This is a genomic window from Paracoccus onubensis (genome assembly GCF_003591515.1).
In the GTDB taxonomy this organism is placed as follows: Bacteria; Pseudomonadota; Alphaproteobacteria; order Rhodobacterales; family Rhodobacteraceae; genus Paracoccus; species Paracoccus onubensis.
Map to the genome: position 1 here is coordinate 194796 of NZ_QZCG01000003.1, position 14229 is coordinate 209024.

General features: G+C 61.2%; 13 protein-coding genes. 12 read left to right on the forward strand and 1 reads right to left on the reverse strand.

The features are described from left to right. Window positions 1–151 precede the first annotated feature (151 nt). Window positions 152–1036 (forward strand): LysR family transcriptional regulator, encoded by an 885-nt coding sequence (locus D3P04_RS05960; RefSeq protein WP_119746880.1) that lies wholly within the window; start codon window positions 152–154, stop codon window positions 1034–1036. Between the two features lie 11 nt (window positions 1037–1047). Here the strand turns inward: D3P04_RS05960 and D3P04_RS05965 are convergent, their stop codons facing one another. After that, complete coding sequence (locus tag D3P04_RS05965; RefSeq protein ID WP_119746882.1) at window positions 1048–1716, reverse strand: GntR family transcriptional regulator; 669 nt, start codon at window positions 1714–1716, stop codon at window positions 1048–1050. A 132-nt stretch (window positions 1717–1848) separates the two neighbouring features. Here D3P04_RS05965 and D3P04_RS05970 point away from each other — a divergent pair, with 132 nt between their 5' ends. The 11 genes from D3P04_RS05970 (at window position 1849) to D3P04_RS06020 (ending at window position 14098) form a co-directional block, all read left to right on the forward strand. After that, on the forward strand, window positions 1849–2466 hold the full coding sequence (locus D3P04_RS05970; protein ID WP_119746884.1) for a flavin reductase family protein: 618 nt from the start codon (window positions 1849–1851) through the stop codon (window positions 2464–2466). A gap of 11 nt (window positions 2467–2477) precedes the next feature. Continuing rightward, complete coding sequence (locus D3P04_RS05975) at window positions 2478–3242, forward strand: aspartate/glutamate racemase family protein (protein WP_119747128.1); 765 nt, start codon at window positions 2478–2480, stop codon at window positions 3240–3242. Between the two features lie 284 nt (window positions 3243–3526). Beyond that, the gene (locus D3P04_RS05980; protein WP_119746885.1) at window positions 3527–4495 is read left to right on the forward strand and encodes an ABC transporter permease; all 969 of its coding nucleotides are present in this window, start codon (window positions 3527–3529) and stop codon (window positions 4493–4495) included. Between the two features lie 11 nt (window positions 4496–4506). Then, a complete protein-coding gene (locus D3P04_RS05985; protein WP_119746887.1) occupies window positions 4507–5448 on the forward strand; it encodes an ABC transporter permease in 942 nt (313 codons plus the stop codon). Window positions 5449–5455: 7 nt separating this feature from the next. Next, window positions 5456–6643 (forward strand): amidohydrolase family protein, encoded by a 1188-nt coding sequence (locus D3P04_RS05990; protein ID WP_119746889.1) that lies wholly within the window; start codon window positions 5456–5458, stop codon window positions 6641–6643. 2 nt (window positions 6644–6645) lie between these two features. Then, window positions 6646–8142, forward strand: a complete 1497-nt coding sequence (locus tag D3P04_RS05995; protein ID WP_119746891.1) for an amidohydrolase family protein — start codon at window positions 6646–6648, stop codon at window positions 8140–8142. Beyond that, window positions 8135–9121: an ABC transporter ATP-binding protein gene (locus D3P04_RS06000; protein ID WP_119746893.1), complete on the forward strand. Its 987-nt coding sequence runs from the start codon at window positions 8135–8137 to the stop codon at window positions 9119–9121. The genes D3P04_RS05995 and D3P04_RS06000 overlap by 8 nt, the downstream gene beginning before the upstream one ends. Next, window positions 9118–10080, forward strand: coding sequence for an ABC transporter ATP-binding protein (locus D3P04_RS06005; protein ID WP_119746895.1), 963 nt, complete (start codon window positions 9118–9120; stop codon window positions 10078–10080). The genes D3P04_RS06000 and D3P04_RS06005 overlap by 4 nt, the downstream gene beginning before the upstream one ends. A gap of 55 nt (window positions 10081–10135) precedes the next feature. Further along, window positions 10136–11701, forward strand: coding sequence for an ABC transporter substrate-binding protein (locus tag D3P04_RS06010; RefSeq protein WP_119746897.1), 1566 nt, complete (start codon window positions 10136–10138; stop codon window positions 11699–11701). Window positions 11702–11797: 96 nt separating this feature from the next. Further along, the gene (locus D3P04_RS06015; protein WP_119746899.1) at window positions 11798–13237 is read left to right on the forward strand and encodes an amidohydrolase family protein; all 1440 of its coding nucleotides are present in this window, start codon (window positions 11798–11800) and stop codon (window positions 13235–13237) included. Between the two features lie 222 nt (window positions 13238–13459). Next, entirely contained in the window at window positions 13460–14098 is a 639-nt protein-coding gene (locus D3P04_RS06020) for a LysE family translocator (protein ID WP_119746901.1), read from the forward strand. The last annotated feature ends 131 nt before the right edge of the window (window positions 14099–14229 follow it).

The following is a 14229-nucleotide window of genomic DNA, read 5'->3' on the forward strand; positions in this document are numbered from 1 at the left end:
GACATTGCACGAACTATCGGCAGGCACCGCCTTGCCGAATGGGCCGCGTCCGTCCGGATACCCTGACAGGCCGCTTTTTAATTGGGGGGATATTGGTCAATTCGATATTTGAGTCTAATATCGAATTATTACATATCTATTCGGTTTCGATATGAGAATACGTCAGCTGCAATGTTTCGTGGTTCTGGCCGAGGAATCCAATTTCACTCGCGCAGCCAGACGGCTACATATGTCTCAACCACCATTAAGCACGCTAATTCAGTCGCTTGAGCGCGAGGTTGATGCCGCTCTGATCAATCGCACCAGTCGCAGGATGACTCTGACCCGCGCGGGCGAAGCATTTCTTCAGCGTGCCCGCAACATCCTGGCCCAGCACGAGCGAAGCCTGCTGGAAATTCGGGAAATCAATGCCGGGCAGGACGGATTGATCGAGATCGGCACGACCGGATCCATCCTGCGCGGCGGCCTGGCCGATCTGCTGGCCGGGTTCTGCCGCGATCATCCGCGAATCACGGTGCGGATCCATGAACAATCGCCCGCCATACAGATCAGCGAGGTGATCAGCCGCCGCGCCGATGTCAGTTTCAACCGTTCGATTCCCTCAGACGATGAACTGACCTATGAATTCGCCTGGCGCGAGGAGCTTGTCGCATTGCTGCCCGAGGATCATCCTGCCGCCGGTCAGGAAAGCGTCTCGCTTTGGGATCTGCGCGATGATCCGCATGTAATCCTGCGGCCGGACAGTTCGGATTTCGCCGCCCATGTCATGTCCCATATTTCCTCGAGTGGTTATCGGGCCAGAATTTCCCAGCAAGTCATGGACGCGCAATCCATTCCCAGCCTGATCGTCGCGGGTTTTGGCGTCAGCGTGGTTCCTGCGGCGATTGCCAGATTGACCACCGGGCCGCTGGTCTTTCTGCCCATCCACCCGGATCCGCCGGTTTCGGATGTATTCGCCGTCTATCGCCAGCATGACCGGACGCCTGCTTTGAACAGCTTTCTGGCCGCGATGCGTGAAGTGCTTGCGACAGGCTGAGTCGACGAATCCTATACCAGAGCGTCGCGGAGGCTTTTTGGAGGAGCACGATCCTGCAAAAGCTTCAGCTCGCTTTCGACATGTTCCAGATGGTCCGCCATGGCTTTCTTGGCGGCTTCGAGATCGCCGTTCTTCAGGTGCAGCAGGATCTCTTCATGTTCGTCAGGGCCGCAATTATGCTTGTTGGAATCGCGGAAGGCGGCGGTGATCAATGATGTCCGGCTGACCAGATCGCGCATCAGACCACAGAGGAACTCGGCTTCGGCCATCTCGGCCAGCATGACGTGGAAACCGCCCGACAGCTTGATGATCTCGCGCTGGTTGTTGCTGTTATTGGCGATCCGTTCCTTGGCGACATGTTCGAACATCTCGACCAGCTTGGCCGCGTCGAGCTGTCCGGTCAGGCGTTCAAGGACGCGTTGCTCGACGGCAGAGCGGATATGGAAGATATCCTTCGCATCTTCCACGCCCGGTTTGGCGACGACCGCGCCCTTGTTGCTTTCGATCACAACCAGCCCGTCGCGCTCCAGCATGGCAAGAACCTGACGCACGCGCGCGCGGCTGACCCCGAAAACTTCGGCGAGTTCGATCTCTTTCAGGCGCATGCCCGGACGCAGGCGGCGTTCGGCGATGGAGAGCCAGATTCGTTCGGCGATCTGTTCGACGGTCAGCGTTTCCATTCACGGTCTCGATTTAGAGTCAAACCGTCATAGCTCATCTGGTTTCATGGGGTCCAGATCAAAATGCCATCATTATTGTTGACAATTATGTAGACATAATGAGACAAGAAGACTGAGATTGACGGGGGTGACATGGAATTTGATCTGACTGAACTGCATCCTCGGGACCGCTACCGGCTGCTGACCAACTTCGTGGGGCCGCGCCCGATCGCGCTGGTCACCACGCGTTCGGCAGCGGGCCGCGACAATGGCGCCCCGATGAGTTTCTTCAACGTCTTCTCGCATGATCCGGCGATCCTTGCGCTGGGCATTCAGCCGCGTGCGGATGGGTGCGAAAAGGATACCGTTGCCAATATCCGGGATACCGGCGAATTCACGGTGAACATGATCGACATGGCGCTGTCGCGGACCATGCTGATCTGCGGGTTGGGCGTGGATAGCGACGTGGATGAGTTGCAGCTTGCGCGTGAACAGGTCTCGCCCGGCGCTCAGGTGGCTTGCCCGCGGCTGACCGCCAGCCCCTGCGCGATGGAATGCCGCGTCGACCGCCTGATCGAATATCCGCGCCGCGTGATCATTCTGGGCGAGGTGGTGCATATGCATGTCCGGCGCGACTGTCTGGACGCGCAGGGCCGCTATGTCGATGCGGGCACCTACCATCCGATCGCCCGTCTTCATGCCGACAATTACATTGTGGCGGATCGGCAATTCGAACTGAAGCCGCCCAGTCTTGATGAAATCGCCAGGTGATCAGGTTGCAGATGCGTATTCTTCTTATAAATCCGAATGCGACCGTTTCGATGACCGAGCAGGCGGCCCGCAGTGCCTTGCAGGTCGTACTGCCGACCACGCGCCTTGCCGTGGCGACGGGGCAGGGCGCCCCGCAAAGCATCGAGGGCTTCACGGATGAGGCGATGTCGGTTCCCGGCATGCTGGCCCAGATTCGTTCGGCCGAAGCGCAGGGTGCGCAGGCGACGGTCATCGTCTGCTTCGACGATCCGGGCCTTGATGCTGCGCGCGAGGTGGCGGCGGGGCCGGTCATCGGCATCTGTCAGGCCGGTATCCAGGCGGCGATGATACTCGCCAAGCGCTTCTCGATCATCACCACGCTGCCCCGGTCGGTCCCGGCGATCGAGGAACTGGTGCAGCGCTATGGCGCGCATCGCCACTGCCGCAAGGTGCGCTGCATCAACCTGCCGGTGCTCGAACTGGAAGCGGATATGGGGAATGCGTATGATCTGCTTCTGTCCGAAATTCGCCGCGCCCGGGATGAGGACGGGGCCGAGGCCGTCGTTCTGGGATGCGCGGGCATGTCCGAACTGGCCCCTGCCTTGTTCGAAGCGACCGGCGTCGTCGTGATCGATGGTGTCATCGTCGGGGTCAAGATCGCCGAGGCGCTGCTTGGAGCGGGTCTGCGGACGTCGAAGATCAACGCCTACGACTTTCCGCGGCAGAAGATCGAATCGGGCCGGAGAGGCGGCCCGGCCACAAATGATGTCCAGACTGCCCAGGAAGTTGGCAATTGAACACCGGTCCGGGCGTCGTTCTGCCTGCCGAAAGACCAGTTGACGAGAATGCGTGCGGTGATGGAGGAATTTATTGTAGGCTAAATTGTCGACAATAAGATTGACAATTAGCATCCACGACATACTGTGGTGAAGGGGAGATGGTCTTGCGAAGCAGACAAACAGCCAAAGGGCGGTACAGGGAGAAATGGGCAGTTACGTCCATCCGGGCCATGGGGACGTCATGCGCGCCAATCCGGCGGAGTGTCCATGCTGACACCATCCGGGGGGAGCGAAGATAGCCGATGCTTGTATTTATCATCAAGAAACTTCTGAACGCGGCGCTGGTGATGCTGGCCGTCTCGTTCCTGGCCTTTCTGATATTCCAGCTTGCAGGCGATCCGGTGGACATGATGTCGACCGAGCAATCCACGCAGGCCGACCGTGATGCGCTGCGGGAAAGGCTGGGGCTGAACGATAATTTCTTCGTGCAGTATCTGCGCTTCGTCGCCAATGCGGCGCAGGGCAATTTCGGCATTTCCTACCGCAACGGGCAGGAAGTTCTTGGCCTGATCGCCGAGCGCTTTCCCGCCACGATGGAACTGGTCATCGTTGCAACCATTCTGTCATTGCTGATCGGACTGCCTCTGGGCGTTCTGACGGCGATCAAGCGCGGCACCTGGTATTCCGAGGCGCTGCAATTCGGATCGATCATCGGTGTTTCGCTGCCCAGCTTCGTCGTGGGCATCCTGCTGATTCTCGTGTTCTCGGTAACGCTGGGCCTGCTGCCGGCTTTCGGTCGCGGGGACGTGGTCCAGTTGGGATGGTGGTCGACAGGATTCCTGACGCAATCGGGCCTGACGGCATTGATCCTGCCTTCGATTTCGCTGTCGCTTTATCAGGTGACGCTGATCATGCGGCTGGTGCGGGCCGAGATGCTTGAAGTGATGCGTTCGGATTATGTCAAATTCGCCCGGGCGCGTGGCATCCCGCGTCACCGGATCTATTTCCGCCATGCCCTGCGTAACTGCCTGATGCCGGTCGTCACGCTGACCGCGATGAATATCGGCACGCTGATCGCCTTCGCCCTGATCACCGAAACGGTGTTCCAGTGGCCGGGCATGGGGATGCTGTTCATCCAGGCCGTCACCTTCATCGATATCCCGGTGATGGCGGCATATCTGTGCATCGTTGCCTTCATCTTCGTACTTCTGAACACCATGGTCGACATCAGTTACGCGATGATCGATCCGCGCCTGCGCAACGCGAAATAGGGGATCATCCCATGGCCGATACCGATACGATATCCGTACGCCCCTCGCGGTTTTCCCGTGCAAGATCCAGTGACCTGTGGTGGTCCTTTACCCATTCGCTCTCGGCGCGGATCGCGCTGGCGATCCTGCTGCTGCTGATCGTCACCGCCTTTCTGGCGCCACTGATCGCCCCACAGAACCCCTATGATCCGGCGCAGCTGGACATGTGGAAATCAGAGCTGCCGCCAATCTGGCTGGATGGTTCCGAATGGCCCTATCTTCTGGGCACCGATACGCAGGGCCGGGACATGCTGTCGGTGATGCTTTACGGCACGCGGACATCGGTGATGATCGGCATCGTCTCGGTCGCGCTGTCGCTGATGATCGGGCTGACAATCGGTCTGGTCGCGGGATATTTCGGCGGCATCCTGGACAATATCCTGATGCGGATCGGCGATGTGGTCCTGTCGATCCCGACGATCCTGATCGCGATCCTGGTTTCGGCCGTGGTGCGCCAGATGCTGCCGCCCGACCTGCGGGAAATCGGCGCGTCGGCCGTGCTGATATTGGCGATCACCATCTCTGGCTGGGTGCAATATGCCCGGACCGTCCGCGCCCAAAGCATTGTCGAGAAGGGCAAGGAATATGTGATGGCGGCAAAGCTGCTGAACGTCTCGTCGCGGCGGATCATGGCGCGGCACATCCTGCCCAATACGCTGACCCCGGTGCTGGTCGCCGCCACGCTCAGCTTTGGCATGGCCATCCTGACCGAAGCGACGCTGTCCTTTCTGGGCATCGGTATGCCTCCGGGGCAGCCCTCTCTGGGGACGCTGATCCGCATCGGCAATCAGTACCTGTTCTCGGGCATGTGGTGGATCGTGATCTTCCCGGTGCTGCAATTGTCGCTGCTGGTCATCTCGGTGAACCTGCTGGGCGACTGGCTGCGCGACGCCCTTAATCCAAAGCTGAGGTAATCCACGCATGTCCAATCTGCTGTTGAAGAATATTCGTCCGCTGGGCGCTGATGCTACAGACCTGTTGATCCGGAACGGCGTGATCGCCGAAATCGGGCGGATCAAGGCGGTGGATGGCGTTACCGTCGAGGATGGGGGCAATGCGATCCTCTGGCCGGGCCTGATCGACGCCCATACCCATCTGGACAAGACCACCTGGGGCATGGACTGGCACGAGAACGACCGCGAGGCCGTGTTGCGAAGCCGGATCGATTTCGAACGCGAGAACCGGATCGGGATCGGCATCGATCCGCACCGGCAATCCATGCGGCACGCGATCGGGCTGGCGGCGCATGGTGCAAGCCATATCCGCAGCCATGTCGACATCGATCCCACCCACGGGTTGCGGCTGGTCGAAGGTGTGCAGGAAACGCGCGAGAAACTGCGCGGCATCATCGATATCGAGATTGTGGCCTTTCCCCAGTCCGGCCTGATGGTCATGCCCGGAACGCTTGAATTGCTGGACGAAGCGCTGGCTTCCGGCTGCGAGGTTCTGGGTGGCATCGATCCATGCGGTATCGATCGTGACCCGAAGGGGCAGCTTGACGCATTGTTCGCGCTGGCGGTGAAGCATGGCGTGAGCGTCGACATTCATCTGCATGAGGCGGGCGAGCTTGGCGCCTTCACAATGGAACTGATCTTCGAACGGGTCCGGGCCAATGGCATGCAGGGCAAATTCGCCATCAGCCATGCTTTTGCGCTTGGCATGAACGACCATCTGCGCGTCGGCAGGCTGATCGACGAGATCGCCGAACTGGATATCGCCATCCTGACCACCGGTGCGCCCTCGGCTACGGTGCCCTCGGTCAAGCGGCTGCGCGAGGCGGGGATCCGGGTGGGCGCGGGATGTGACGGTATCCGCGATACTTGGGGGCCCTGGGGCCAGCCTGACATGATCGACCGCGCGACGGTGATCGGGATGCGGAACGGCTTCCGCTCGGACGCTGATCTGCGGCTGGCGCTGGAGATCGTCTCGCAGGGCGGAGCCGATGTCATGCGGCTGGAAGGATACGGGGTCGGTTGCAAGGCCGATTTCACCCTGCTGGACGGGCAGACCGTCGCCCATGCCGTCGTGAACCGCGCGCCGCGCCCGCTGGTGGTCAAGGGCGGGCGCGTCGTGGCGCGAGACGGGCTTTGCATTGTGGAGATGCCCTGATCATGGACCGTCATTCCCTTGCCGCATTGGAACTGGGCGTGCGTCCCGATGGCCGCAGCCTGCTGACTGCCAATTGGGTTCTGGCCCATGATGGCACCCAACCTGTCATGCTGAAGCGCGGCGAAGTCGTGATCGAGCATGACCGGGTGATCTTCGCCGGTCACGGTTTTCAGGGCGAGGTCGCCCGCCGTATCGATTTCGGCGCGGCGTTGATCTCGCCCGGACTGATCGATCTGGATGCGCTGTCCGATCTGGACACGACATTGCTGGGCATCGATCACTTTCCGTCATGGAAGAAAGGCCGCGTCTGGCCGATATCCTATGTCGAGCGCGGCCCCTACGAGATGTATACCCCCGAGGAACTCGCCTTTCAGAAACGTTTCGCCTTCGGCCAGCTTCTGCTGAATGGCATCACCACAGCCGCGCCCATCGCATCGCTGTTCTATCGGGAATGGGGCGAGACGGTGGCGGAATTCGATGCCGCTGCCGAGGCGGCGGGCGAATTGGGCCTGCGGGTCTATCTGAGCCCGGCCTATCGCTCGGGCGGGATGGTGCTGCACGGCCCCGGCGATATGCGCCCGCATTTCGACGAGGAACGCGGTTTGCGCGGACTGGCCGATGCCGCTGATTACATCGCCCGGCAGGCGGGCCGTCATCAGGGATTGGTGCAGGGATTGCTGGCGCCAGACCGGGTCGAGACATCGACCGCAAATCTGCTGCGGGCGACATTCGAGCGGGCGCGGGATCTGGATGTGAAGGTGCGTCTGCACATGGCGCAGGGCACGATGGAAACCGAAACGCTGCGGAAGCTTTACGGCACCACCGGCCCGGACTGGCTGGCGCAAGAGGGGTTGTTGAACGACCGGCTGATCGCGCCTCATGCGACCAATGCCACCGATCAGGATCTTGCCCATTATGCGCGGCACGGGGTTTCGGTCGTGCATTGCTCGCTGGTTTCGGCCCGCAGCGGCAGCAGCCTGAAAAGCTTCTCGCGGCTGCGTGACATGGGAATCAATATCGCCATGGGCACCGACACATCGCCGCCCGACATGCTGATGAACCTGTTGGTCGGGCTGATCGCCTGTCGCATGAATGACGGCGGGCCGGAGCGGATTGCCTGCCGCGATCTGTTCGATGCGGCGACATTGGGCGGAGCAAGGGCGCTTGGCCGCGACGATATCGGACGGATCGCGGCGGGGGCAAAGGCCGATCTTGCGGTTTTCCGGCTGGACGATGTGATCATGGCCCCTTCGGTCGATCCGGTGACGACGCTGGTGGTCGGCGGATCGGGCAAAATGACCGATGCGGTTTTCGTGGACGGGCGATTGTCGATGCGCGGCGGCGACGTCGCGGGCATCGACATGCAGGCGGCACGCGACCGCGCGCAGGCGCAATACGACCGGCTGGTCGCGCAATATCCGGCGCGGACATGGGAGCATCCCCCGGTCGAGGACATCTTTCCCCCCAGCTATCCGGTAAAGGAGAGCCAAGATGCTTGATGCAGGACAGCCCTGTCTGGAGGTCCGCAATCTGGTGGTCGAGTTCCCGAACCGTCACGGAACGCTGACCGCGCTGAATGACGTTTCGCTGACGATTCAGCCGGGCGAAATTCTGGGCGTCGTAGGCGAAAGCGGCGCGGGCAAATCGATGACCGGCGCGGCGATCCTGGGATTGCTTGAGCGTCCCGGTCATATCGCTGGCGGAGAAATCCTGCTGACGGGTCGCCGGATCGACAGCCTTGGCGACCGAGAGATGGAACAGGTTCGCGGCCGCGAGATCGGGGCGATTTTTCAGGATCCGCTGACCTCGCTGAATCCGCTGTTTACGGTCGGCGCGCAATTGTCCGAAACCATTCGCCAGCATGGACAGGGCATCACGCGCGCGCAGACGCGGGCGCGGGCCATCGAGTTGTTGCGCGAAGTGGGCATTCCCGGGCCTGCCGAGCGGATCGACCATTACCCGCATCAGTTTTCGGGCGGGATGCGCCAGCGCGTCGTGATCGCCCTGGCGCTGGCCGCGAACCCGCGGCTGATCATCGCGGACGAGCCCACCACCGCGCTGGACGTGTCGATTCAGGCGCAGATCACCGGGCTTCTCAGGCGGCTTTGCAAGGATCATGGCACTGCCGTCATGCTGGTGACCCATGACATGGGCGTGATCGCCGAAACCGCCGATCGTGTCGCGGTCATGTATGCCGGCCGTGTGGTCGAGGTCGGGCCGGTCGAGCAGGTGCTGAAAACCCCGGCCCATCCCTATACGCGCGGACTGATGGCCTCGATCCCGGCGCTTGGCGCGCGGGTAGAGAAGCTGCACCAGATCGACGGTTCGATGCCGCGGCTGAACGCGATCCCGGTGGGCTGCGCCTTCAATCCGCGCTGCAAATCCGCAGGTCCGCGATGCTACCGCGAGCGTCCCGATCTTGTTCCCAGCAGTGCTGGAGAGGCCGCCTGCTGGCTTTACGAAGGAGGCGTCGAATGACTGCCACCCAAACCGATGCGCTAGAAGTTGTTAATCTCGACCGTGTCTTCGATGTGTCGGCGCCGTTTCTGAACCGGCTGCTGTATCGTCAGGGCCGCAGCTACCTGCATGCTGTCAACGATGTCAGCTTCGAGGTTCCCCGCGGCGGCTGCCTGAGCCTTGTGGGCGAATCAGGCTGCGGCAAGTCGACGGTGGCCAAACTGGTGACCGGGCTTTATCTGCCAAGCGGGGGCGAGTGCCGTTTTGCGCCGGGCAAGGCTGGCGCGCCGCTGTCTGCACAGATGATCTTTCAGGATCCCTATGCCTCGCTTAACCCGCGCTGGCGGGTCAAGAATATCATCGCCGAGCCGCTGCGCGAATTGAAACTGCGCCGGAACGATGCCGAGATTCAGGATCGCGTCGGGGAATTGCTGGGCATCGTCGGGCTGAATGTGGCGGATGGCGACAAATTCCCGCATGAATTCTCGGGCGGGCAGAGGCAGCGGATCTCGATCGCGCGGGCATTGGCATCCGAGCCGGAATTCCTGGTCTGCGATGAACCGACCAGTGCGCTGGATGTCTCGGTGCAGGCCCAGATCTTGAATCTGATGCGGCGATTGCAGGACGAGCTTGGGCTGACCTATCTGTTCATCAGCCATGACCTGTCCGTCGTCCGCCACATGTCCGACCGGATCGCGGTCATGTATCTGGGCCGGATTGTCGAGCAGGCCGATACCGAGGTTCTGTTCGCAGATCCCAAGCATCCCTATACGCGGCTGCTTCTGGAAACGATTCCGGATGTAAACGACCCGAACCGCAACCGCGAGATCGTCGCAGGCGAGGTGCCAAGCCCGCTTGCGCCGCCCTCGGGCTGCACGTTCCATCCGCGTTGCCCGCTGGCGCAGGACCGCTGCGGATCCGAACGGCCGCAATTGCGGCAGATGCCGGATGGCGCCTGTGTCGCCTGCCATTTCGCGTGATGCGCAGGGGATAACGCACCGGCCAACCAATCAGAAAAACCAACAGGAGAGTTCAATGAATATCGTCAAGACCATCGTGGCAGCACTGGCTTTGTCCGTCAGTGCCGTAACCGTTCAGGCCGAGACAGTCGTCAAATGGGGATCCCGCGCGGATATCTATTCGCTGGATCCGAATTCGGTTCCCTCGACGGCGAACCTCGCCTTCCTGAACCACATTTACGAAGGGCTGGTCCGCTATGACAAGGAATTCGGGCTGGAACCCGCTCTGGCGACGGAATGGGAGCTTGTTGACGACTCGTTCTGGCGCTTCACGCTGCGCGAAGGGGTCAAATTCCACGATGGTGCCGAACTGACCGCCGATGACGTGGTGGCATCGTTCAAGCGCGCCGCCGACCCGGCATCGCCGCTCAAGGGCAACATGCCGCTTTACGAGGATATCCGGAAGATCGACGATTACACGGTCGAGATCGAGGTCTCGACACCATCATCGCTGTTCCTGAACGATATCACCAATATTTTCGTCTTTGATGCCGATTGGCTGAAGAACAACAATACCGAGGCCCCGACCGATTTCGGCGCGGGCGTCGAGGGCTATGCGACCAATAACACCAATGGCACCGGCCCGTTCAAACTGGAAAGCCGCGCCCCCGACAGCAAGACCGTGCTGCTGGCGAACGAAACCTGGTGGGACGAGGCGCAGCACAATATCGACCGGCTGGAATTCATCCCGATCAGTTCGGCCGCGACCCGTATCGCCGCGCTTCTGTCGGGCGAGGTGGATGTGATCGACAGTGCCCCGGTTCAGGATCTGGAGCGGCTGAAGGCGGACCCTTCGATCAAGGTTCTGACCATGACCGAATTACGCACGGTTTTCCTGGCGATGAACCGGCGCGAAACCCTGCCCGACGGACGTCCGAACCCGTTCAACGACATTCGCGTGCGGCAGGCAGTCGAGGCATTGATCGATCGCGATCTGATCAACCAGCGTGTCATGCGCGGGCTTGCACGCCCGTCCGGGTCGCTGATCGCGCCCGAGGTCGCAGGCTATGCGGAATCGCTTGATACATTCGAGCCCGCGGATCCCGAAAAGGCAGCCGCTCTGCTGAAGGAGGCCGGGGCCGACGGGCTGCGCTTTACCTATACCTGCATGAATGACGAAAGCATCAACGAAGAGGATTGGTGCCAGGGAATCGCCAATATGCTGCAACGGGCAGGGATGCAGGTCGATATCGACATGGGCCCGCGCTCGGTCCAGTCGCCCAAGCGCTCACAGGGCAATACCGAGATGTTCAACCTGAGCTGGGCGAATGAACCGACATTGGACGCGTTCTCGCTGCTGTCACAGGTGCTGGCCACCAAGGAAGACGCCTATGGCGTGTCGAATTATGGCGGCTGGTCTTCGCCTGAACTGGACGGTTTCGTCAAACAGGCGGCCGAGGCGACCGATCCGGCAGAGCGGCTGAAACTTGAAGAAGAGGCGCTGCGGATCGCCAAGGAAGAGGTGCTGCTGATCCCGCTGCATCAACAGCCCATCGCCTGGGCAACGCGCGACAATGTGGAAAGCATCGATCTGCGCGCCGATAACAAGGCCCGTCACTGGTACACCAAGATGGCCGAGTAAGCTGGCCCTCGCAAGTTCCACCAAGCGGTGCCCGGTGACGGGCGCCGCAACTTCCCGCGGCGCCGGTTGCGCCGGTTCTTCGCCACGAGGCTTCCCATGACCGCCACCGTTTTTCGCCACGCCACCGTCATCCCTGTCGACCCGGAACGGCGGATCATCGAGGATGGCGCGGTTCGGGTGATCGGGAACCGGATCGATCAGGTCGGGCCGGATGCCGATGTCGTGGGGCAGCCGGGCGACCGGGTGATCGATTGCCGGCGCAAGCTGATCATCCCCGGCCTGATCGATGCGCATGGCCATGCAGGGCATTGCCTGATCCGCAGTCTTGCATCGGATACCAGCCCGGCATGGATGAAGATCGTCACGCCCGCCTATTACCACGCGACGACGCGTGAATTCTGGTATGCGGACGGGCTGGTCTCGGGGTTGGAGCGGCTGCGGGCAGGGGTGACGACCGGGGTCAGCATCATCTCATCCATGCCACGCAGCGACGATCCGCAATTCGCGGTCAACCATGCGCGCGCCTATTCGCAGATGGGCCTGCGCGAGATCATCTGTACCGGCCCTGCCGGTATGCCATGGCCGCGCGACGTGACCCGTTGGGAAGATGGCAGCCCAAGGCGGCGCAGCATCAGTTTTGCCGAGATGATGGAAGGCGCCGAAGCTGCCATTCAGACACTGGATGGAAGCGACGACGGCCGGATCCGCGTCTATCTGACGCCTTTCACCATCGTCCCCTCGCTTGATCCCTCGAATATCTCGACCCCCGATCAGGCGGTTACGCTGACGCCGGATGACAGGATGCATGCCCGCGCGATCCGGGAACTGGCCCGCAGATACGGTATCCGCCTGCATTCGGACGCTTTCGCCGGTCATATCCGGCTTGCCTTTCAGGACAAGGAAAACGCACTTCTCGGCCCCGATATCCATCTTCAGCATTGCTGGGGGATCTCGCCCGCCGAAATCGACATCCTGGCCGAGACCGGCACCCATGTGACCCATGCGCCCCCCGGTCGCTCGACACCGGTGATCGAGATGATGGCCCGTCGCATCAATCTGGCGATCACGACCGACGGCACTGCGCCCAGCCGTCATTTCGACATGCTTCAGACCGCGCGGCTGTTCCAATCGGTCCAGCATGTGCTGCGAAACCACGACCGGTTTTTCTTTCCGCCCGGCAAGGTGCTGGAGATGATCACCATCGACGCGGCGAATGCATTGGGCCTTGGGCATGAGATCGGATCGCTCGAATCCGGCAAGAAGGCCGATCTGGTTGTGCTGGACATGGCTCAGCCGCATCTGACGCCGGACTGGATGCCGGTGCATCGCCTGATCCATCAGGCGAGCGGTGCGGATGTCGAAACGGTGATGGTCGACGGCCGTCTGGTGATGGAGAATCGCAAGATCACGGCAGTCGATATCGGCGACGCCCTTGCCCAGGGGCAGCGCGAGGCCGCCGCGTTGGTCGAGCGCGCGGGCCTGTGGGCGCATATGCATGATCCGGGTTGGGGGCAGCTTTACCGGACATTCGAATGAGGCCCGGGCTGTCGGAGGCCATAAGACTTCGACTCGTGAAACGCGGGATCGATGGCTTTCGGGGTGCAGAACCGTCAGGCTAGCATCCCAAGCGCCAGTCAGGTTTGTCGAGGTTTCCTGTGGTGGTGCCGTTGGTTATGCGGGGCAGAGGGGATATTTCACAAATCCCTTGCACCGGATTCTGGCCTATGGCTTGCTCGAACTTCCAACAGGAGGAACGCAATGGCTTTTGAACAATGGCTCGCCTTCGCGGCCGCATCTGCCGTCTTGCTGGCAATTCCCGGTCCCACGATATTGTTGGTGATCTCCTACGCGCTCGGTCACGGCAAGAAAGCGGCTGGCGCGACGGTCGGCGGCGTCGCTCTTGGCGATTTCACCGCCATGACAGCTTCCATGCTTGGCCTTGGGGCGCTGCTTGCGGCGTCCGCCATGTTGTTCACGATATTGAAATGGGTCGGGGCAGCCTATCTGATTTACCTTGGTGTAAAGCTCTGGCGCGCGCCGGTCCCGGCGGACGCAGCCAACACGGATGCCAAAGCCGTGCCGAAAGAAAGGCCGATACGGATTTTCCTGCACACCTATGTCGTGACGGCTCTTAACCCGAAAAGCATCATCTTCTTTGTTGCCTTCCTGCCTCAGTTCATGAACACAGCGCTGCCATTGTTGCCACAGATGATTATCTTCGAGACGACATTCCTTGTTCTGGCAGTCCTGAACGCTGGATTTTACGGGCTGATGGCATCGATGGCCCGAAAGTCGATCCGCAAGCCAAGCGTGCAACGAACGGTAAACCGCGTCGGTGGTTCTCTGATGATCGGCGCAGGCGTGTTGGCCGCAGGCTGGAAGCGGGCCGTAGCCTAACAGCGGCACGGATCTATGTGGCACGTTGGTGTCTCACATGTCCGCCAAGGGCACGTCGCAACGATCCCATAGTCACGGTAGAAGCGCCGCTCGGGTCGAAAATCGGGCGGAAAGCCAAATATCCTGACAGG